This is a genomic window from Sphingomonas molluscorum, assembly GCF_039522995.1.
Classification (GTDB): Bacteria; Pseudomonadota; Alphaproteobacteria; order Sphingomonadales; family Sphingomonadaceae; genus Sphingomonas; species Sphingomonas molluscorum.
Genome location: NZ_BAAAEL010000008.1, coordinates 11,826 through 33,265 on the forward strand (window position 1 = coordinate 11,826; position 21,440 = coordinate 33,265).

General features: G+C 67.3%; 16 protein-coding genes. 6 read left to right on the forward strand and 10 right to left on the reverse strand.

The window, feature by feature from the left end; genetic code table 11:
* Position 1 precedes the first annotated feature (1 nt).
* The 3 genes from ABDZ92_RS09395 to ABDZ92_RS09405 form a co-directional block, all read right to left on the reverse strand.
* Entirely contained in the window at positions 2-1,048 is a 1,047-nt protein-coding gene (locus tag ABDZ92_RS09395; RefSeq protein ID WP_125960477.1) for an enoyl-CoA hydratase/isomerase family protein, read from the reverse strand.
* Positions 1,045-2,190 (reverse strand): acyl-CoA dehydrogenase family protein, encoded by a 1,146-nt coding sequence (locus tag ABDZ92_RS09400; RefSeq protein WP_125960478.1) that lies wholly within the window; start codon positions 2,188-2,190, stop codon positions 1,045-1,047. The genes ABDZ92_RS09395 and ABDZ92_RS09400 overlap by 4 nt, the downstream gene beginning before the upstream one ends.
* 61 nt (positions 2,191-2,251) lie before the next feature.
* Positions 2,252-3,784: a CoA-acylating methylmalonate-semialdehyde dehydrogenase gene (locus ABDZ92_RS09405; protein ID WP_125960479.1), complete on the reverse strand. Its 1,533-nt coding sequence runs from the start codon at positions 3,782-3,784 to the stop codon at positions 2,252-2,254.
* A gap of 151 nt (positions 3,785-3,935) precedes the next feature.
* On the opposite strand from ABDZ92_RS09405, the gene ABDZ92_RS09410 reads away from it, so the two are divergent.
* Positions 3,936-4,343 (forward strand): hypothetical protein, encoded by a 408-nt coding sequence (locus ABDZ92_RS09410; protein ID WP_125960480.1) that lies wholly within the window; start codon positions 3,936-3,938, stop codon positions 4,341-4,343.
* A 28-nt stretch (positions 4,344-4,371) separates the two neighbouring features.
* Here ABDZ92_RS09410 and ABDZ92_RS09415 read toward each other — a convergent pair whose 3' ends face one another.
* The 3 genes from ABDZ92_RS09415 to ABDZ92_RS09425 all read right to left on the reverse strand — a co-directional run bounded on the left by ABDZ92_RS09415 (position 4,372) and on the right by ABDZ92_RS09425 (position 10,034).
* Entirely contained in the window at positions 4,372-5,844 is a 1,473-nt protein-coding gene (locus ABDZ92_RS09415; RefSeq protein WP_125960481.1) for a glucoamylase family protein, read from the reverse strand.
* A gap of 75 nt (positions 5,845-5,919) precedes the next feature.
* A complete protein-coding gene (locus ABDZ92_RS09420; RefSeq protein WP_241211811.1) occupies positions 5,920-8,994 on the reverse strand; it encodes a TonB-dependent receptor in 3,075 nt (1,024 codons plus the stop codon).
* Positions 8,995-9,005: 11 nt separating this feature from the next.
* Complete coding sequence (locus tag ABDZ92_RS09425) at positions 9,006-10,034, reverse strand: LacI family DNA-binding transcriptional regulator (RefSeq protein WP_125960482.1); 1,029 nt, start codon at positions 10,032-10,034, stop codon at positions 9,006-9,008.
* Positions 10,035-10,214: 180 nt separating this feature from the next.
* On the opposite strand from ABDZ92_RS09425, the gene ABDZ92_RS09430 reads away from it, so the two are divergent.
* Entirely contained in the window at positions 10,215-12,512 is a 2,298-nt protein-coding gene (locus ABDZ92_RS09430; RefSeq protein WP_125960483.1) for a glycoside hydrolase family 3 N-terminal domain-containing protein, read from the forward strand.
* 47 nt (positions 12,513-12,559) lie between these two features.
* Here ABDZ92_RS09430 and ABDZ92_RS09435 read toward each other — a convergent pair whose 3' ends face one another.
* Entirely contained in the window at positions 12,560-13,936 is a 1,377-nt protein-coding gene (locus tag ABDZ92_RS09435) for an MFS transporter (RefSeq protein WP_125960484.1), read from the reverse strand.
* Between the two features lie 99 nt (positions 13,937-14,035).
* Between ABDZ92_RS09435 and ABDZ92_RS09440 the strand changes: the two genes are divergently transcribed.
* Positions 14,036-14,356 carry a hypothetical protein gene (locus ABDZ92_RS09440; RefSeq protein ID WP_125960485.1) on the forward strand — a complete coding sequence of 107 codons (321 nt, stop codon included), beginning with the start codon at positions 14,036-14,038 and terminating at the stop codon, positions 14,354-14,356.
* Between the two features lie 118 nt (positions 14,357-14,474).
* Here ABDZ92_RS09440 and ABDZ92_RS09445 read toward each other — a convergent pair whose 3' ends face one another.
* The 3 genes from ABDZ92_RS09445 to ABDZ92_RS09455 are packed head-to-tail and all read right to left on the reverse strand — an operon-like array spanning position 14,475 to position 17,044.
* Positions 14,475-15,248, reverse strand: coding sequence for an SDR family NAD(P)-dependent oxidoreductase (locus ABDZ92_RS09445; protein WP_125960486.1), 774 nt, complete (start codon positions 15,246-15,248; stop codon positions 14,475-14,477).
* A gap of 22 nt (positions 15,249-15,270) precedes the next feature.
* Positions 15,271-16,461, reverse strand: a complete 1,191-nt coding sequence (locus ABDZ92_RS09450; protein ID WP_125960487.1) for a zinc-dependent alcohol dehydrogenase — start codon at positions 16,459-16,461, stop codon at positions 15,271-15,273.
* A gap of 25 nt (positions 16,462-16,486) precedes the next feature.
* Positions 16,487-17,044 (reverse strand): SRPBCC family protein, encoded by a 558-nt coding sequence (locus ABDZ92_RS09455; RefSeq protein ID WP_125960488.1) that lies wholly within the window; start codon positions 17,042-17,044, stop codon positions 16,487-16,489.
* 149 nt (positions 17,045-17,193) lie between these two features.
* On the opposite strand from ABDZ92_RS09455, the gene cysS reads away from it, so the two are divergent.
* From cysS to ABDZ92_RS09470, 3 genes are all read left to right on the forward strand, one after another.
* Positions 17,194-18,651, forward strand: coding sequence for a cysteine--tRNA ligase (cysS, locus tag ABDZ92_RS09460; RefSeq protein ID WP_125960489.1), 1,458 nt, complete (start codon positions 17,194-17,196; stop codon positions 18,649-18,651).
* A gap of 121 nt (positions 18,652-18,772) precedes the next feature.
* Positions 18,773-19,624, forward strand: coding sequence for a hypothetical protein (locus tag ABDZ92_RS09465; RefSeq protein ID WP_125960490.1), 852 nt, complete (start codon positions 18,773-18,775; stop codon positions 19,622-19,624).
* Between the two features lie 300 nt (positions 19,625-19,924).
* Complete coding sequence (locus ABDZ92_RS09470; RefSeq protein WP_204991437.1) at positions 19,925-21,298, forward strand: class II 3-deoxy-7-phosphoheptulonate synthase; 1,374 nt, start codon at positions 19,925-19,927, stop codon at positions 21,296-21,298.
* Positions 21,299-21,440 lie beyond the last annotated feature (142 nt).

A 21,440-nucleotide genomic window follows, 5' to 3' on the forward strand; every position in this document is an offset into this window, starting at 1 on the left:
TTCAGCCCTCGGGGCTCCATTCGCTCTCCGCGTCCAGGGGGGCGAAGATGCGGTCGATCATGTGGTCGGTCACGCCCTCGGGCGTCGCCGGGTCCCAGCGTGGCGCGTTGTCCTTGTCGATCAGCACCGCGCGCACCCCTTCGGCAAAGTCGGGGCGCTGCACGATGTGAGCAGCCACCGCATATTCCTGGCGCATCTCGTCTTCGAAGGTCGGCATGGTCGCACCTTCCAGCAGCAGCTTGAGTGCGACCTTCATCGACAGCGGCGATCGGCTGCGCAGCACCGACAGTTGCTCAGTCGCCCAGTCGCCGCCATCCGCCTCCAAAGCCGCCAGGATGTCCTCCAGCCGATCCGACGCAAACAGGCGATCGATCGCCTCCCGATGCTCCAGGATCGCCGCGGGCTGGGGCTCATCCGAGAGTGCGTCGAGAATGCCAGCGGCTTCCTGCGGCGCCTCGCTCAGCCGCGCCTTGGCGGTCTCCAGGCGTTCGGACGGGATATAATGGGTGGCGAGGCCCAGCGCGTGGCATTCGGCACCGCCGATGCGGGCGCCGGTCAGCGCGAGATATTGCCCGACTCGGCCCGGCAGGCGCGACAGATACCAGCCGCCGCCCACGTCAGGAAACAGACCGATCGCCGTCTCCGGCATGGCGAACAGCGTGTTCTCGGTCGCGATCCGGTAGCGCGCCGGCTGGGAGATGCCGACGCCGCCGCCCATCACCACCCCGTCCATGAAGGCGACGACCGGCTTGGCATAGGCGAAGAGCCGATGGTTGAGCCGGTATTCGGTCGCAAAGAACGCCCGCGCCTCGACGCCGTCCCCCTTGCCGCTTTCGGCAGCACGCCGCACGTCGCCCCCGGCGCAGAAGCCGCGGCCCTCGGCATGGTCGATCAGCACGATCTCCACGGCCGCGTCCCCGCGCCAAGCTTCGATCGCCTCCAGCATGGTGGCGCACATCGCCTCGTTCAGCGCGTGGAGCGCCCGCGGCCGGTTGAGCCGGATACGCCCGGCCTTGCCCTCTACTGCCGTCAGGACCTCGCCGCTCATTCGCGCACCAGTTCCCGGCCCACGATCATACGCATCACCTGGTTCGTCCCCTCCAGGATCGAATGGACGCGCAGGTCGCGCCAGAAACGCTCAATCGGATAGTCCATCAGATAGCCGTAGCCGCCATGAAGCTGGAGCGCACGATCGACCACGGACGATCCCGTGTCCGTGGCGAAGCGTTTGGCCATCGCGGCAAAGCGCGTCTTGTCCGGCGCCTCAGCAGTGACCTTGGCCGCCGCGGTATAGAGAAGCGCCCGAGCCGCTTGCAGCTCGGTATCCATGTCGGCGAGCGTGAACTGGGTGTTCTGGAAGTCGGCGATGGCACGGCCGAACTGCTTGCGATCGCGGGTGTAGCGGATCGCCTCGTCCAGGCAGCGCTGCGCGCCGCCCAGCGAACAGGCGCCGATGTTCAGCCGCCCCCCGTCAAGCCCCATCATGGCGAAGCGGAACCCCTCGCCTTCCTGTCCCACCAGGTTCTCGGCGGGCACGCGGACGCCGTCCAGGTTCACCTGCGCGGTCGGCTGGGAGTGCCACCCGAGCTTGCGCTCCTGCGCCCCAAAGGAGACGCCCGGCATCTCCTTTTCCACCACGAAGCAGGAGATGCCGCGCGGCCCCTCCTCACCCGTTCGCGCCATGACGAGGTAGACGTCGTTTTCGCCCGCGCCGGAGATGAACTGCTTGGTGCCGGTCAGCACATAGTCGTCGCCGTCGCGCACCGCCCGCGTTCGCAGCGCCGCAGCGTCGGAGCCGGACGATGGCTCGGTCAGGCAATAGCTCGCCATCCGCTCCATCGTGACGAGGTCCGGAAGGTACTTGGCCTTGAGCGCGTCCGAGCCGAAACGGTCGAGCATCCACGACGCCATGTTGTGGATGGAGATGAACGCGCTGGTGGAGGGACAGCCATAGGCTATCGCCTCCATGATCAGCGCCGCCTCCAGCCGGCCGAGGCCGATGCCTCCTTGCTCCTCCGACACATAGATGGCGGCGAAACCGAGTTCGGCGGCCGCCTTGATCGTGTCGCGCGGGAAGATGTGCTTCTCGTCCCACTCGCCTGCATGCGGCGTGATGCGATCGGCGGTGAACCGCCGCGCCAGATCCTGGATCTCGCGCTGGTCCTCGGTGAGGTCGAACTGGTTTGTCATGTTCAGGGTACAACTCGTCTGTGTCGTTCCGGCCGATCGGCCTTGCGGCTGGATGGGCAGATCACCCCATCGTCGGGATGACGAAGGCGTCCTGCACGCGGCTGGGCCCGCCGTCCTCGCTTCCGGTGGGCAGCGCCGATCCGTCCGGCCAGCGCTGGGTCACCGTTTTCACCTTCGTCCAGAAGCGGACGCCCTCCATGCCGTGCTGGTTGGAGTCGCCAAAGCCCGAGCGCTTCCACCCGCCGAAGCTGTGATAGGCGACCGGCACCGGGATCGGCACGTTGATGCCCACCATGCCGACGTTCACCCGCGCGGCGAATTCGCGCGCGGCGTGGCCGTTGCGGGTGAAGATCGCGACGCCATTGCCGTATTGATGCTGGGACGGGAGCTTCAGCGCCGTCTCGAAATCGGGCGCGCGGACGATCTGGAGCACCGGGCCGAAGATCTCCTCGCGATAGCTCGCCATGTCCGGCGTCACGCGGTCGAACAGCGAGGGGCCGATGAAGAAGCCCTGCTCGTGCCCTTGCAGCGCGAAGCCGCGGCCGTCGACGACGAGTTCGGCACCCTCTTCGACGCCACGCTGGATCCAGCCCTCGATCCGCGCGCGGTGCTCGGCCGTGACCACTGGCCCGTAATGCGCCTCCGGGTCAGTCGAGACCCCGACGCGAAGCGCCTCGATCGCCGGGATCAGCTTCTCCCGCAGCGCTTCCGCGGTACGCTCGCCAACCGGCACCACCACCGGCAGCGCCATGCAGCGCTCGCCCGCCGAGCCGAACGCCGCGCCCGCCAAGTCGGCGACCACCTGGTCGAGGTCGGCATCGGGCAGCACCACGCCGTGGTTCTTGGCCCCGCCCATCGCCTGCACCCGCTTCCCCGCCTCGGCCCCGCGGCGGTACACGTAGTGCGCGATGTCGGAGCTGCCGACGAAGCTGACGCCGGCAATGGCGGGGTGGTCGAGGATCGCATCCACCATCTCCTTGTCCCCGTGCACGACCTGCAAAATGCCTTCCGGCGCGCCGGCCTCCAGCATCAGTTCGGCCAGACGCACCGGTACGCTGGGATCGCGCTCGCTGGGTTTGAGGATGAAGGCGTTGCCGCAGGCGATCGCGATGCCGAACATCCACATCGGGATCATCGCGGGGAAGTTGAACGGGGTGATGCCCGCACCGATGCCGATCGGCTGGCGCATGGAGAAGACGTCGATCCCCGGCCCTGCCCCCAGACTATACTCGCCCTTCAAGGCGTGGGGGATGCCGCAGGCGAACTCCACCACCTCGAGGCCCCGTTGGATGTCGCCGCGCGAATCCGCCAGCACCTTGCCATGTTCGGAGGACAGCAGCCGTGCGAGGCTGTCCATCTCCGCCTCGACCAGTTCCTTGAAGCGGAACATGACGCGAGCCCGACGCTGCGGGTTGGTTGCGGCCCAGCCGGGCTGCGCCGCCTCGGCTGCGGCTACCGCCCGGTCGAGGTCGGCCCGCGACCCCAGCCGCACCTCCGCCTGCACCTGGCCGCTGTTGGGATCGAACACGCGGCCCGTCCGGCCGCCGGCTGGCGCGTCGTCGGCTCGCGCGACGACATGGTCGATGAAACGCATCGGCTCTCTCTCCTCGCAGGCGCGGCGTCTGCTGGCCGTCTGCCTGTAATTTTGTTTCAACTAACCCGGATGAAGCCGCGGGACAATCTTGCTCATCGATCGTTCAGCACCGCTGTGGCATTTGCGTAGCAATCAACGAAAGGTATCCGCGATGCGTCTCCGTTTCGCTCTTCTCGCCGCCGCACTGCTTGCGGGCGGTACTGCCTCCGCCGCGCCCCAGGACAACAGCCGCTACGAGGCGAAGCTCGCCAAGGCGCTCGAAGGGCGCACAGCGGGAGAACCCGTCAAGTGCATCAACCTGCGGGACATCCGATCGACCGAGATCATCGACCGGACTGCGATCCTGTATCGGATGTACAACGGCACCGTGTACGTCAATCGTCCCTCCGGCGCCTCGACCCTCGACAACGACGACATCCTCGTCACCAAGACGTTCACGTCGCAGCTGTGCAGCATCGACATCGTCCAGCTGGTGAGCCGGACCAGCCGCTTCTCGTCCGGCTCGATCGGCCTGAGCGAGTTCGTCCCCTACAGCAAGGTGGGCGCGACCAAGAACTAGGCCGCTCCGCCGGCGCCTCCAGCAAAAGCTAGGCGCCGGCCCCTCCGGCTGCGGAGAGCCAGCCGCCGGTGAAGCCCGCCCGCTCAAGCCCGCGGCGGATGTGCGGGTTCTTCTGCATGGTCTTCCAGATGAGGCCGGAACGCCAATTCTCGATCATGCAGACGATCGGCCCCTGGTCGATGCCGAGATAGTCGACATCGACCCAGCCGACGCCGGGCACGACCTTGCCGTGCTTCAGCCCCACGTTCGGCGCGGTCATCGTCGGGTTGAACGCATCGAGGAAGCCGTATTTCCCATAGATGGCCGCGCCATAGCGGGCGTGCATCGCCTCCACCGCCGGCACGACGATCTCGGGCGCGAAGGCGATCGATCCCAGCGCGGCCGTTGGCGCCAGCGTACCATCGTCCCGGTCGCCCGGACCGCGGGCGGAATAGCTGAAGAACTCCCGCTCCCGTCCGTCGAGGCGCACCTTGAAGTCACCCGGGCCATCGCACGCGGTCAGCCCCCACACGTCCGCGCTATAGCCGGTCCAGCCGGCGGGGTTGTCGGCAGCGTAGGCGCGTTGCGCATAGGTCGCCCGGCGGCTGTTCTCGAAATAGTCGAGGTCCTTGCCTGTCATGTAGGTGTCGCGGATGCCGCGGAAGTCGATCCAGACGTGGCTGTATTGGTGCCCGAACATGGGGGCGAAGTGCAGATAGGGGTCGCCGCCGAAGCGCCCCGTCCAGCTGGGTTCGAACTGCTGCGACCACGCATCCCAGGTCTCCCCGGGCAACGCATGGGTCGGCGAGCCCAGCGCCAGCACGTAGAGCAGCATGCCCTCGTTGTAGATGTCCCAGTCGTGGCGGATGAACCCGCTCTCCGGGTGCCAGCCCATCGACAGGAACGGCGCTCGCGGGGTGATCCAATTCCACTCGACCGCGGCATATATCTGGTCTGCGAGCGCGCGGATGCGCACTTCGTCGGGATGGTCGCCGTCGAACCAGCTTTGGGCAAACAGGATCCCGCCGAGCAGCAGCGCCGTGTCGACGGTCGAAAGCTCTGCTCGGGCGAAGCGATGCCCTCTCGTCACGCCCAGGAAGTGGTAGAAGAAGCCCTTGTAGCCACTGAACCCGGTTTCACCCGGTCCTTGCGGCGCGTTGGCAAAGAATTCGAGCGTCGCCAGCGTGCGCGTCCGCGCCGCGGCTCGCGTCACCCAGCCATGCACGACGCCGATCGGATAGGCGGTCAGCGCAAACCCCACTGCCGCGATCGACGCGAACGAGGGAGTCGGCCAGCGATCCGGCGCAAGACCGGTCTTCGGATCAGTGGTTTCCCAGAAATATCGAAAGGTGCGCTGCTGGATTTCGGCAACCAGCCTCGGCAGTTCGACGCCGTCCTCGGGCACGGGCGTCGGAAGCGGCCCCAGCGCCGCGCTCAGCAGGCGCTCCGTCTGCGCACAGCCCGCCAGCAGGCCTGTCGCACCACTCGCCCCGGCCAGAAGAAGCTGTCGCCGGTCGAACATGAGACACCTTTCACCAACGCGGAGCAACAAAACTGGCGGGCGGCGCGACAGCACCACCCGCCAGAGTAGGGAGAGTTAGAAGGAGAAGCCCGCGGAGAGCTTCACCGTGCGCGGCGGGTTCCCGCCGATGCTGTAGGTGGAACGCTCGCGATAGACGCTCGGCGAACCGGGGGTCCGCGTCGTGTCGTCCGGGCTGTTGTTGAAGTCGACATAGTTGCGGTCGTTCATCAGGTTGATGATGTCGAGCCGGAAGCGAAGACGCGCCTGATCATAGAGGAAGTTCAGCGGCACGTACTTGGTGATCGCCAGGTCGAGCTGGCGACGGCCCCAACGATCGCCCGAGCCGAGCGCCTCTGCACCGACGATCACGCGCTCGTACGGATCCGCCCGATCGACCAGCGCCCGCAGGTAGGTCGGCGATTCGATCTGGAACTTCGCGGAGATCGACATGTCGATCGGCAGATCGACGCTGCCCGCCACCACGAAGCGATGCCGCGGAACGGCACCGGAGCGAACGAACGGGTAATCGGCCGCACTCGGGAAATCGAGCAGGAAGTAAGCGGCCTGGTCCCCGTTCGGGCGGTTATCCTCCGCCTCGGTGTAGGTGTAGGTCGCATCCAGGCTCCACGGCGATTCAGCCGAGTAGACCTTGGTCAGCTTGAAATATGCCGAGTCTGCCTTGGTCTCCAGCCCATTGTCGCCGATAATGATCGACCCGTAGCCGGCCGGCGAGAAGTTGCCCGGGCCCTGCGGCGCGCCCGTGGTCGGGGACGGTGCGAAGAACGAGCCGTCCGGGCGACGATTGCCCTGCAGGTAGACGAAGCCGTCCTTGCTGACGATGCGGGTGTAGCCGACTTCCAGCTCGACCGGCTGGAACCGGCCGCGCAGGCCGAGGCTGAACTGATCCGAGTACGGAACCTTCAGGTCGTTGTTGATGAAGCGGAACTCGCGCCCGCCCGCCGTGCCGCGTGCCGCCAGCTGCTGACGGCCTTCCTCCGTCAGATAGGCTGGATCCCAGGCGATGCAGACCGGGTTGGTCGGCAGGCACGGGTTCTGCGTGTCGGCACCCTGGAACAGGAAGGTGCGACGCTGGAAGCGGCCGGTCGCCAGCTCCTGCTGCAGGAAGTCGAACTGGTTGCGGTCGTAGGACCGGCCGTAGCCGCCGAACACCGAGAAGCGGCCCGCCTCGTCGAAGCGATAGGTGAAGCCCACGCGCGGCTGCCAGGCGCCCTTGAACGCCTTACGATTGTTCCCGTTCGAGATATAATCGTTGATGTCGTAGTCGGCGTTGATGAGGTTCGGGTAGTTCTCCGGCGAGATCGCCGTCAGATCCTCGTCCGGGGTGACATAGTTGAGGAACGCCGGCGTCCGCTCGTAGTCCCAGCGCAGGCCCAGGTTCAGCGTCAGCCGGTCGGTGACGTCCCAGTCGTCCTGAAGGTACAGGCCGAGCTGCCAGTTCTTCGAACGGATGCGCGGGTCGCCGAGCGAGCCGACCGCACCGAACTGAAGCTGGTACGGGATGTCGTCGTTGAAGCCGTCCGCCACCGGAAGGTTGAGGTCGTAGCTGTAGAGCGGGTTGAGGAGGTTCTGCTCAAGCGTATTGAGCTTGACCCACTTGCTCTTCACGCCGGCCTTGATCGTGTGGCCGTCGAAGCCGGTCCAGGTGAAGTCGTTCTGGACGGTCCAGCCGGTCTGGCCCTTGTCCTGGAAGTTCAGGCCCGCACCGATGCGGAACAGGTTGTAGGTGTTGATCGAGCTACCGTTCACCTCGGAACGGCGGAACTGCTGGCTGATGCCGTCCGTCGCCGGCCGGGGCGCCCAGCTCACATCCTCGTAGCCGACGCGGAAGTCGTTGATCCAGTTGTCGGCAGTATGCTGCCAACGGGCGGTGCCGCGGATTTCCTCGACCTTGCTCAGCGTCGCAGTCGAATAGGCCGCGATGCCGTTGCTGATCTGCAGGCCGGATTCGTTGCGATACTTGCCCGTGAACTCGAGCAGATCGCTGTCGGTCGGGGTGATGTCGATCTTGCCGAAATACAGATCCTGCTTGAAGGTGGAGCTGTAGGTACCGAACTGGTCGCGGTACTGCTCCGGCAGGCTGTCGACCGAGATGCCGTTTGCAGGCAGAACGTCGACCGGCACTTCACGCCGCTTGCCTTCGTAGCTCACGAAGAAGTGCGCGAGGTCCTTCACGATCGGACCGCCCAGTGCGACGCCGAACTGCTTGTCGGTCGTCTTCACCTTGTCGATCTTGGTCGGATAAATTTCGGTCGGGCGACGGTCGCGCAGGCTCTCGTCGGTGTAGTCGAAGAAACCTTCGCCGTGGAACTCGTTGGTACCCGACTTGGTCGTGGCGGTGATCGCCACCGATCCGACCTGGTCGAACTCCGCCTTGTAGTTGGAGGAGATCACCTGATACTCGCCGATCGCGAGCTGCGGGAACGGATTGCCCGGCGACGAGTCCTGGCCCGTCAGGCCGCCACGCAGGACATAGTCCTTCTGGCTGACGCCGTCGATGAACACGTTGACGGAGTTGCTGCCCTGTGCGCCGCCCTGGATGCGCGAGGAGCCGTCCGAACCCTCGATGAAGCGCACGCCCGGTGCCAGATCGGCGAAGGCGAGGAAGTTGCGGCTGTTCTGCGGCAGCTGCTCGATCAGCCGGGTGGTGATGTTGATGCCCACCTGCCCGCCGGTCAGCGAGCGCAGGCGGCTGCCCGTCACGATCACGTCACCGCTGGTATCCGCCGTATCGACGGCCTCTCCGCCGTCCTGCGGCTGCTCGGCTGCCGGAGCACCCGCGCCCTGGTCGGCGCTCAGGTCGAGGTCGAGGCCTGCGTTCTGACCGACGTTGAGGGTGAAGTTGTCGGAGTTGCGGGTGCCGTTCTGCAGCTTGATCTCGAGCCGGTAGGTGCCCGCCCGCAGCGACGCGAAGTTGTAGCTGCCGTCCGCGCCCGCGACCACGGTCCGCCGGAAGCCGGTCGAGACCTCGACGACGGTGACCTCCACCACGGGATTGTCCGCGGGGGCGGTGATGGTACCGCGCAGCGATGCCTGCCCGACCTGTGCCGCTGCCGGCGTGATCACTGCCGTGCTGGCCGCCAGCATCGTCGCGCCCGCGAGCGCTAGCCGCAAAGCCTTGGTCCTACTCATGATTCTTGCCCTTATTCCCTGCCTGCCGGTTGTTCTGTGTTGATGGTCGGCCCGGTGGTCTCCCGCACGATCAGTTCGGGAGTTCGCGGCTCGACCGCATGGTCGAGCCCTCCCGCGATCAGTGCCGTGAGCCGGACGACCGCACGCGCGCCGATTCCGGCGATGCCGACGCGCATGGTGGTGAGAGCCGGCGAGATCAGCCGCGCGAGCGGCACATCGTCGAAGCCGGCAATTGCGATGCGCCCGGGTACGGCGACCCCGGCGCGGCGAAGGCGCATCATCGCGCCGATCGCCATCATGTCATTGGCCGCGAACAGCGCGTCGGGCGCCTCCGGGCCATCGAGTTCGCTAAGCAGCGCTTCCGCAGCAGCAGTACCCGCCTCCTCGAAGAAGTCGCCGGGCAGGATCCGCGGCACGAGCCCGTGGCGCGCCATTGCCGCCCGATAGCCCGCGATACGCGCCTGCGCCTCGGAGTTCCCTTCCGGTCCCGACAGGTGGACGATCCGGCGGCGTCCCGTGGACACCAGATGGTCCACCATCGCCTCGGCGCCGGCGACATTGTCCACCCGCAGTTCGGCGCGGCCCCCAACATTCCCCGGGCAGTTGATCAGCACGGCGGGAAGGCTCGGCGGCAGATGCTCGAACAACTGCTCGGGATCGAGGTCCGGCGCCATGATGATGACGCCATCGACGCGCCCGCGCATCGTACGCAGCGTCTCGATCGCACGCGCAGGGTTCGTATGCGCGTTGGAGAGCAACAGTTGCAGCCCCCGCGCCGATGCCTCGCTGTCGATGCCGCGCGCGGTTTCGGAAAAGAATTCGCCGTGAAGATCCGGGAGCATGACGCCGATGGCGTTCGTGCGCGCCAGGCTGAGGTTACGGGCCCCCGCGTGCGGGACGTAGCCGAGGGCCGCCGCAACGGCCTGCACGCGCTCGCGCACCGCCGGCCGGACGTTGCTGTGTCCGTTGAGGACGCGCGAAACGGAGGCAACGGAGACGTCCGCCTCCCGAGCCACATCACGGATGGTGGCGTGCGCCATTGCCCTTCCCGACGTCCTTCCAAAACCCAGACCGGCACTTCCGGTCCCGCCAACGGCTTGCTGTTGCGCCGCTGATCACTGTATGTGTAACCGGTTACATCAATTTGACGCGGTGGGCAAGAAGGCGAAACAAGCCGGGCCACAGCCGCAGTGGAACGCAATTTTCCGGGAGGATTTCTGATGAACGACCTGCGCATTTCCAGGCGTGCGATGGTGATGGGAGCGGCTGCGTTGACCGCTTGGCGCGCGAGTCCCGCGCATGCACTGCTGCGGACGGTCGCGGCCGAGAGCCAGGGGCTCCCCGCCTCCGTCGAGGCTCTGATCGGAAAGATGACGGTCGAGGAGAAGGCCGGGCAGCTGACGCTGATGGCTGCGGCCTGGGCCGGCGGCGCGGCCAACGCGCTCAATCCCGCGGCGTCCAACGGCACCTTCGATGCCCAGCTCGCCCAGACCCGGGCCGGGCGGCTGGGCGGCGTCTTCAACGGCAATGGTGCCGAAATGGCGCGCCAGATGCAGCGCGTGGCGGTTCGCGAATCCCGCCTGAAGATCCCGCTGCTGTTCGCGGCAGACGTCATCCACGGCTTTCGCACCGTCTTCCCGGTACCGCTCGCCGAGGCGGCAAGCTTCGAGCCGGAACTGGTCGAGAAGGCGGCACGGGTCGCGGCGATCGAGGCGGCCGCCGCCGGCATCGACTGGACCTTCGCGCCGATGGTCGACGTGGCCCGCGACGCCCGCTGGGGCCGCGGAGTCGAGGGTTCCGGCGAAGACGTACGGCTCGGCCGCGACATGGCGACGGCGCGCGTGCGCGGTTTCCAGGGAAAATCCTTGTGGGCCAATGACTCCGTGATGTCGTGCGCCAAGCATTTTGCCGCCTATGGCGCAGCGGAGGCCGGGCTCGACTACGGAGCGGTCGACGTCTCCGAGCGCACGTTGCGCGAGATCTACTTCCCGCCCTTCCAGGCCGCCTTCGACGCGGGCTCCGGCACGGTGATGGCCTCGTTCAACGAACTGTCCGGCGTGCCCGCGACCGCCAATCCCTGGCTGCTAGACGACGTGTTGCGCAAGGAGTGGGGCTTCGACGGGCTGGTCGTGTCCGACTACACCGGCGACATGGAACTGATCGACCACGGCTTTGCCGCCGATGCGCGGGAGGCGACCAAGCTCGCCTTCCTGGCAGGGGTCGACATGAGCATGCAGAGCGGCTTCTATATGCAGCACCTGCCGGCACTCGTCGCGGCCGGCGAGGTGCCGATGGCGCGGCTCGACCAGGCGGTACGGCGCGTGCTCGCGCTCAAGGTGCGTCTCGGCCTGTTCGACGACCCGTTCCGTCGCATCGACCCGCGTCGCGAGAAGACGCGGGTGCGGAGCGCCGGGAACCTCGCCGTGGCGCGGGAGGCTGCACGCCGCTCAATCGTGCTCTTGAAGAACGAGGGTGACCTGCTCCCCCTGCCCCGCGGGGGCAAGCGGATCGCCCTGATCGGCCCCTTTGCACAGGGCAAGCACGACCTGATCGGCCCATGGAACGTCTATGGCTCCGATGCCGAGGCGGTCGACCTGCTGACCGGCGTGCGCCAGGCGATGACGGAACCGTCGCTGGTGACGGCAACCGCAGGCTCCGGAGTGACCGCCCCGCTGCCCGGTGGCATCGAGGCTGCAATTGCCGCAGCGAACGCCGCGGACATCGTGGTGCTCGCGATCGGCGAGAGCCAGGACATGTCGGGCGAGGCCCAGTCGCGCAACCTGGTGGTGATCCCGCCCGCGCAACAGGCCCTGGCTGAAGCCGTCGCGAAAACCGGCAAGCCGATCGTGGTGCTGCTCAAGAATGGCCGCGCGCTCGCCCTCGAAGGAGCGGTGCTCGCCGCCCCGGCGATCCTGGTGACCTGGTTCCTGGGTTCGGAGAGCGGCCCCGCCACCGCCGACATCCTGTTCGGGCGCGAGGGTCCTTCCGCACGCCTGCCGGTCAGTTTCCCACAGGTGCCGGGACAGGTGCCCTATTACTACGCGCACAAGCGCACGGGGCGCCCCAATCCGGCAGGGCCGCTCCAGCCGTACAAGGCACACTATCGCGAGGCGTCCAACGCAGCCCGCTTCCCGTTCGGCCATGGGCTCACCTATGGCCGGATCGAATATTCGGGCCTGGACCTGGGCGGCGGCACGCTTGCCTGGGACGGCACGCTGACGGTGGGGGCAACGATCACCAACCGCGGCACGCGTACCGCCGAGGAAGTGGTCCAGCTCTACATCCACGACCAGACGGCGAGCCTCACCCGTCCGGTCCGCGAGCTGAAGGGCTATCGCAAGATCAAGCTCGAACCCGGCCAGTCGCAGGAGGTGCGCTTCACCCTCACCCGCGCCGACCTCCAGTTCCTGGGCCTCGACGGCCGCCCGACTGTCGAGGCGGGGCTGTTCCGCCTGTGGGTGGCACCCTCCGCCGAAGCGGAAGGCGTTTCAGGCGGCTTCACCCTCACCAAGGGCTGAGGCGCGCCACCGACACCGTGCTCCTGCGCCAGCAGGGGCACGGTGCCTCACTTCTCCTTCGCGCGTGCCGCAAGATCCGCGACGATCTTCGCATGCGCTCCGCGCCGGAGCGGGTTCGCCCACATCACGACGGCCGAAGCGCCGAAGCACAGGGCCGGCATGGCCAGCATCACCCACCGGATGCCCGTCACCGTCTCCGCCGTCTGCACGGCGCCGGGATGATAACCGACCAGCTGGTAGATGAGCCCCATCAGGGCGGCGGCCAGTCCCAGCGCGAATTTCTGGACGAGCGCCGACACGCCGAAACCCAGCGCCTCCACCCGCACCCCGGCGCGGTGCTCGCCATATTCCACCGTGTCCGGCAGCATGGCCCAGAACACGAGGTTGAAGCCCACCAGCGCCGCCTGCATCACCACCAGGAACAGTTGGGCCGTCCAGGCATCCGACCCTCCGGCCCCCGCGAATGCACCGACCGCAGCAGTCCCGAGCACGGCGGAAGCGAACCAGAGCCCGCGCATCCCGGTCCGCACGCCCAGCGCCATCCACATCGGTACGAAGAGCGCGCCCGCAAAGCCCATCATCGCCAGCGCTGCCGGGCCGCCTGCACTGTCGCCCACGACGTAGCTGAAATAATAGAGTACCGACCGGGTGAGCGCCGTCGCGGCCATGCCAACCGCCGCCATCGCCAGGTTGAGCGTCACGAAGGCGCAATTGCGGGCGAGCACCCGCATCGCGGCGAGGATGGAGACGCGCGCCTGCCCCTGGCCATAGGCGGCGGGCGATCCGCGACCGACGACGACCAGCAGCGCCGCGCCGACGAGCCCGAACAGCAGCGCCGCCGTCAGATACCCCTCCGTCCCTCCCAAGCCTCCCGGCCGGATCGCCGCAATGCGTTCGGTCCCCAGCGCCACCACCAGAGCAGCCGCCGTGCCGAAGAGCATGCGCAGGCCGGAGATCAGCGCCCGCTGCCCGCTGTCCCCTGTGATCCGCGCGGTCATGGCGGAATAGGGGATGTTCACAAAGGCATAGAGCGCCCGGAACAGAAGGTGCATCGCCAGCACCGTCACCACCAAGGCAGCGCCTTCGAGTGGCGGCGCCACGTACAGCAGCACGAAGCCGAGCCCCAGCGGCACCGCCCCCGCGCTCAGGAACCAGCGATAGTCGCGGCGGGAGCGCTCGGCGTGGATGCCGACCAGCAGGTCCGCGATCCCGTCCCACACCGATCCAATCAGCAGCACGATGCCGGCCACCGCAGGCGAGAGCCGCAGCGCATCGGTGTAGAAGAACAGCAGAAAGAAGCTGAGGCTCTGCCAGTAGAGATTGCAGGCGAAATCGCCGGTCGCAAAAAGAGCGATCCGGCCGAGCGAAGGCTTCGCCGGACTCGCCGTCCGGTCAGCCGGGCCAGGAGCTTGGGGGGAGTTCATCGCGCTCACCACGTGCCGTCCGGGACGCGCTTGTCAACCACGGCCGCCGGCGGAACGCAGCGGCGCGCAGGCGCGTTCGATCGGTCAAAGGAGAGCCCCATGACCCATATCGCCGCCACCTCCCCGATCGAGCGCATCGCGCGCGTGCTGGTGGCGCACGCGCTCAGCCCCAACGGCCGCGGCGATGCCGAGCCGGACGAGGTCGTCAGCGCCGAGGTCAACGACCGGCTTGCGGACGAATTGCCGCGTGCCGCAGCGATCCTGCGCGCGCTGCGCGAACCCAGCCAGGAGATGGTGACCGCAGGTAATGCGCGGGGAACCGCCGACGCCGCCGAGATCTGGGACACGATGGTCCGCGCAGCCCTTGGCGAAAAGCCGCGCGCCGCGCCGGCCGCGATACCGACCCCGCTCGCCGGCTGACGCAAAAAGGGGGAGCCGCGCTCCCCCTTTCCTTGAGCACCTCCAAGAGGCGCCCACCCTCTGCAGCAGACGTGCGCCGCCCCTGGGCTTCCGCCGCGGCGGAAGCCCAGGGAGGCGGTCACTCCCCGTCCGGCTTGGCCATGTTCTCGTGCATGCGGGCCAGCAGGGTGTCCGGGACGACGTGGCTGACCGCCGCCTGGATCTTGTTCTTGGTCCCGGCGACGACATGCGCGGTGCCCTTCTGCATCGCGTCCCAGCCGGTGCGCGCGACCATGGCGGCATCGTCCTTTTCCTGGGTGCCGACCGGCGTGTCCATCATGTTGGCGCGCTTGAAGAACTCGGTCTCCGTCGGCCCCGGCATCAGCACGGTGATCGACACGCCCGTGTCCTTCAGCTCGTTGCGCAAGGCATAGGCGAAGCTGTCGAGATACGCCTTGGTGCCGTTGTACACCGCCTGGTAGGCACCCGGCATCAGCCCGGCGATCGAACCGGTGATCAGCACCTGGCCGGCATCGCGCGCCTTCATCCGCTGCAGCATCTTCTGCAGCAGATAGGTGGTGCCGGTGACGTTGGTGTCGATCACCTTGCGCCACGCCGCCACGTCCTGCTCGACGAAGGCGTGACCCAGTCCGCGTCCGGCGTTGGCGACGAGCACGTCCACCGGCCGCTCGCCGATCTTCGCCAGCAACTGGTCGTTGCCTTCGAAGGTCGCGAGGTCGGCCTGCACCGTTTCCACCGTCACGCCAGTCCCGACCAGCGTGGCCGCAGCCGTTTCGATCTGGGGCTCGTCGGCGACCAGGATCAGGTCGAAGCCCTCCCCTGCCGCAATCTTCGCGATCTCATACCCAATGCCCGTCGAGGCACCGGTAATCACTGCAAGCTTTTCTGCCATGCTTCGGGTTCCTCTCCGGCGTTCAGGCCGTGGCCTTCGCCCAGTCCGGCTTCAGCACCACCTTGGTGCATTCGTTCTGCTCGTTCTTGAACTTGGCATAGCCCTTGGGGGCTTCCTCCAGGCTCATCCGGTCCGAGATCAGGAAGGTCGTGTCGAGCTTCTCCTCCAGGATCGCCTGCAGCAGTCCGGGAAGGTAGCGCTGGACGTGCGTCTGTCCCGTCTTGAGCGTCAGTCCCTTCTCCATCACCGCACCGAACGGGAACTTGTCGACGAAGCCGCCATAGACGCCCGGCACCGACACCCGGCCGCCCTTGCGGCAGGCCATGATCGCCTGGCGCAGCGCATGCGGCCGATCGGTGCCGAGGAAGGTCGACGCCTTGATCTGGTCGACCACGTTGTCGAGGTAGAGCCCGTGGCTCTCCAGCCCGACCGCATCCATCACGGCATCGGGCCCGATACCGCCGGTCATCGTCATCAGCGCATCATAGACGTCGGTCTGCTCGACGTTGATGACCTCCGCGCCCATCTGCTTGGCCAGTTCCAAACGGTGCGGGAAATGGTCGATCGCGATCACCCGATGCGCACCCAGCACGAATGCGGATTGGATGCCGAACAGCCCGACCGGACCGCAGCCCCAGACCGCGACCGTGTCACCGGGCTCGATGTCGCAATTCTCCGCCGCCATCCAGCCGGTGGGCAGGATGTCCGACAGGAACAACACCTTTTCGTCCTCGATCCCGTCCGGGATCACGATCGGGCCGACGTCGGAGAAGGGCACGCGGACATATTCCGCCTGGCCGCCGGGATAGCCGCCGGTCATGTGGCTGTATCCGAACAGCCCCGCGGGTGCCGCGCCCCAGAGGTTGGGGGCGATGTCCTGGTTGTCGGCCGGGTTCGAGTTGTCGCAGGCCGAATATTGCTGCTTGCCGCAGAAATAGCATTCGCCGCACGCGATCACGAAGGGAACGACGACCCGCTGGCCCTTCTTGAGCGTGGACTTGGGGCCGGTCTCGACCACCTCGCCCATGAACTCATGGCCCAGGATGTCGCCGGCCTTCATGGTCGGAATATAGCCGTCGTAAAGGTGCAGGTCGGATCCGCAGATCGCGGTCGAGGTGATCTTGAGGATCGCGTCACGTGGGTTGAGGATCTCGGGATCGGGAACCGTATCCACGCGGACGTCGTGCTTGCCGTGCCAGGTGAGCGCTCGCATCTGGTTTTCCTTGAGAAAAGAGGGATCAGGCCTTGGGCGCAGGGTTGGGCGGCGAGCTCGTCGCGATCTCGCCCGTCTCCAGCAGCTGCTTCAGCCGCCGCAAGTCCCGCCGCGCCTGGATGCGCGGTTCCTTCTGGGTGAGCTTGGCCACCACCTTGCCGATGAGACCGCCCGGCGGCTCATAGGCGATTGCCGCGGTCACGACCGTTCCGCGCCCGGGGTTCGCATCGCTGAACGCCACCCAGCCGCTGTTCTCGACATCCGCGCCCTCGGCCGACTTCCAGGCGATGCGCTCGCCCTCGACGTCTTCGGTGACGATTGCGTCCCACTCGTAGAGGCCGTTCGGGCCCTTCACCTTCCAGTGGGAGCGGTTGCGATCGAGGACCTCGATCGACTCGACATTCTCCATGACCCCGGCGAGGTTCGAGAAGTCACGCCAATAGGCATAGAGTTCCTGGCGGGGCTTGTTGATCGTGACCGCGACGCCGCTCACCGAGGACTGGCCTCCGGGCATGTCACTGCGCCGTACCTCGGCGTCTTTCGCAAGGATGTCGGGCGCGTCGTCCCTCGCCTCATCGCTCATCGCATCGCTCCTGGGCTGTTTCTGCTTCGCGGCGTTTGAAAATCGCCTTGTGCTGCCAACCGACAGCGCGCGCGCCCGTTCCGCCGAGCGTCGCGAAAGTCGTTTGGACGCGCGTTGGCAGCGCCGCACGCAAGAGCTATGCGCGCAGCATGTCGACCGCACCGCTCACGCTCTACAATTCGCTGACCCGTTCGCTGGAGCGCTTCGCGCCCGCCGATCCCGAGCGCGGCGTGCGGGTCTATTCCTGCGGCCCGACGGTCTACAACTATGCGCACATCGGCAACCTGCGCGCCTACGTCTTCACCGACACGCTCGCGCGCGTGCTCAAGTGGAAGGGCTATTCCCTCACCCATGTCATCAACATCACCGACGTCGGCCACCTGACGTCGGATGCGGATGCCGGCGACGACAAGATGGAGGCGGCCGCGCGCGCCCAGGCGCAGAGCATCTGGGACATCGCCGCCCACTACACCGCCGCGTTCAAGCAGAACCTCGCCGATCTCAACATCGCCGATCCCACGCGCTGGTCGGTCGCGACCGATCACATCGCCGAGATGATCGCCTTTGCCGAAAAGATCGCGCCCGATCACTGCTACGAACTCGAAAGCGGCCTCTATTTCGACAGCAGCAGCGTACCGAACTATGGCCGCCTTGCCGGTGGCCAGGACGACGCCGGCGAAGGCCGCATCGATCCGGTGGCCGGCAAGCGCCACCCGCAGGACTTCGCGATCTGGCGCAAGTCGCCCCCGGGCGAGCAGCGGCAGATGGAATGGGACTCGCCCTGGGGCAAGGGCGCGCCCGGCTGGCATCTCGAATGCTCGGTGATGAGCCTGAAGTATCTCGGGCCCGAGCCGTTCGATATCCACACCGGCGGCATCGACCATCGCGAGATCCACCATCCCAACGAGATCGCGCAGAACCAGGCCTATTGCGGCTGCACCGATGCCGATCCGGACTTCACCGGTGCGCGCTTCTGGATGCACAACAACTTCCTGGTCGAACGATCGGGCAAGATGTCCAAGTCCAAGGGCGGCTTCACCACGCTCCAGACGCTGATCGATGCGGGCGTCCACCCGCTCGCCTACCGGCTGATGTGCCTTTCGGCCCATTATCGTTCCGAGCTGGAGTTCTCGGGCGAAAATCTGCTCGCTGCCCTCACCCGGCTGAAGCGCCTGGTGATGACGGTCTCCGCGCTCAAGGCGCGCGCGGGCGATGCGGAAGGCGACGCGGAAGAGGCAGCAGCCTATCTCGCGCGCCTGGACGAGGCGGTCTCCGACGACCTCGCCACGCCGCGCGCCCTGCCGGTGCTCGACGAATTGCTCGCCGACAAGAAGCTGTCGCCCGCCGACCGCCTCGCAGCCCTCGCGCAGTTCGATGCGGTGCTCGGCCTCGACCTGCTGCACCTGGAGCGTACCACCCTGCGGGTGCGGCCGGCCGTGGCCACGCTGACCGCCGAAGCGGTCGAGGCTCGGCTGGCGGAGCGCAAGCAGGCTCGCCTCGACAAGGACTTCGCGCGCTCGGACGCGATCCGCGACGAACTCTCGGCAGCACAGATCGAGGTGATGGACGGCGATCCGCTGGGCTGGGACTGGAAACCGACGCTGTAGACTGGCAGCGCAGCAACATCCTTTCGGGGGCGAAACGGAACCGGCCGCGGCGCAGGATCATTCAAGCAGCCGTTCCGACGTGGGCCATGGCCCGGTCGGCGGCAGCAAGAAAGGACCGTGTATGGCTTATGGCTTCCCTCCTCGACGCGCTCGGACGCTCGCTTCCGCTGGCGCGCTCGCGGCGCTGCTGGCGCTGGGCGCCTGCAACAGCCCCAGCGAGCCTGCCGCCGAGAACAGCGAAGCGGCCCTCAACGACGCGGTCCTCAACGAGAATGCCGTCGACGAGGATGTCGTTGACGAGGCGACCATCGAGGACGTCGAAGTGGAAGCCGTTCCGGCCGTGACCAGCAGCACGTCGTCGGCAGACGCCACGGCAGTGGCGGCCGCAGCGGCGACGGCGGCAGCGATCGCGGCCGACACCGGCATCACCCGCGTTCGCCACGGGGATGGCTGGGCGTGGATGCGCAACGGCCAGATCGTCCGCACCGCGTCGCGTGACGGCAAGCAGGTCGCCTATTTCCGCAACGGCGAGGATGCCCCCTATTTCGTCCAGCGCGACGACCGCGGCTATACCTATGAAGGCGGCAAGGTTCGCGGCGTCGTCGATCGCAACGGCAGGTCGGAAAAGCCGGACGCGACCCGCACCCGCGAGGCGGAACAGGTCGCTCGGACGGCGCGCAACCAGCGTGACGAGGCCAGGCAGCAGGCGTCGCGCTCGCCGCGGCCGACCGCCACAGGCAGTGGCCGCACGCAAGCCCCCGCGCCGACCCAGCACGGGAGCCGCGATACCGATACCGCGCGCCCCACTCCGACCCCGACCCGCACCGCAGCCGCGCCCGAGGCTCCGAGGCGTACGGGGCCGACCGCCAACCAGCGCGGCGACCGGGCAGTTTCGACAAACCCCAGGGCGCAGGCGACGCCGCATGCGACCTCCGACCGCGAGCAGGAGCGGCGCGAGGACGGCCGCCGCTGATATAAAGGCGCCATCCACGATCAAAGGATGGCGTCACAAAGCGGGTTGCAGAGCCTTACCCTGTTCGGGTAACGCCGGCGCATGACGACGCTAGCCGGTGCCAAGATCCGACGTTTCCGCGAAGAACGCGCGCTCACCCGCGCAGGCTTTGGCGCATGGTACGACACGCCTGGCAGCACCGTCCAAGGCTGGGAAGAAGACGGCAAGCGCGCGAATGCCAAGGTGGTCAACCAGATCGCCGCGAACGGCATCGCGCATCACGCCGACTGGTTCATCCCGGCTCCCTCGCTGGAGAATGCCATGGCCGCGAACTGGGCCCCCGACAGCTGGAAGAGGGCCGAGGCCCGCCAGATGCCCGACTATCCCGACGCCGACGCGCTTGACGCCGCCACCGCACAGCTCGCGAGCTTCCCGCCGCTGGTGTTCGCGGGTGAGGCGCGCAACCTGACGGCGGAGCTGGCGGAAGTTGCGGCCGGCCGCGCCTTCCTGCTCCAGGGCGGCGATTGCGCGGAAAGCTTTGCGGAGCACAGCGCCAACAACATCCGCGACACCTTCCGCGTGCTGCTGCAGATGGCGGTGGTGCTGACCTTTGCGTCCAAGCTGCCGACCGTGAAGCTCGGCCGGATGGCGGGCCAGTTTGCCAAGCCGCGGTCCGCGCCGCTGGAGGCGCAGGATGGCGTGGAGTTGCCGAGCTACCGCGGCGACATCATCAACGACATCGCCTTCACGCCGGAATCCCGCATCCCCGATCCGCAGCGGATGATCCGCGGCTATTCGCAGTCGGCAGCGACGCTCAACCTGCTGCGCGCGTTCGCGACGGGCGGCTATGCGAACCTGCACCAGGTGCACCGCTGGACGCACGACTTCATGGGCCGCGGGCCGCTGGCGCAGAAATATGCCGACATCGCCGATCGCATCAGCGAGGCATTGGACTTCATGTCTGCCTGCGGGATCGACGCGGACAGCGTGCCGCAGCTGAAGGCGACCAGCTTCTACACCAGTCACGAGGCGCTGCTGCTTCCGTACGAGCAAGCGCTGACCCGGCAGGATTCGCTGACCGGCGACTGGTACGACACCTCGGCCCATTTTCTGTGGATCGGTGACCGCACGCGGTTCGAAGGTTCGGCGCACGTCGAATATCTCCGCGGCATTCGCAACCCGATCGGCATGAAGTGCGGGCCGAGCCTGGAACCCGACGCGCTGCTGCGCCTGCTCGACGTGCTCAACCCGGGCCGGGTGCCGGGGCGTATGACGCTCATCACCCGCTATGGGCATGACAAGATCGAAAAGCACCTGCCGACGCTGGTCCGCGCGGTCCAGCGCGAGGGCCATCCGGTGGTGTGGAGCTGCGACCCGATGCACGGCAACGTCATCAAGGCGGCGAACGGCTACAAGACGCGCCCCTTCGACCGGATCCTGGCCGAGGTGCGCGGCTTCTTCGCCGTCCATCGTGCAGAGGGCAGCTTCGCGGGCGGCATCCATGCGGAGATGACCGGCCAGAACGTCACCGAATGCACCGGCGGTGCGGTCGCGGTGACCGAGCAGGCGCTTGCCGATCGCTACCACACCTATTGCGATCCGCGCCTGAACGCCGGGCAGAGCCTGGAGCTGGCCTTCCTGCTGGCAGAGATGCTGAACGCAGAGATGGCGGAGCGGCGGCGGGCGGCTGCATAGCGCTACCGCTGGTACGGGGCTGCCGGGCTGTGATGGCGCGGTGCCCCGCCAGCACCCTTTGGCTACCGATTGTTAGGGTTCTCGCGCTAGGAGCGGCTTACGGCAATCAGCTGATCCGGCACATGGGGGTGCATCGACGGAG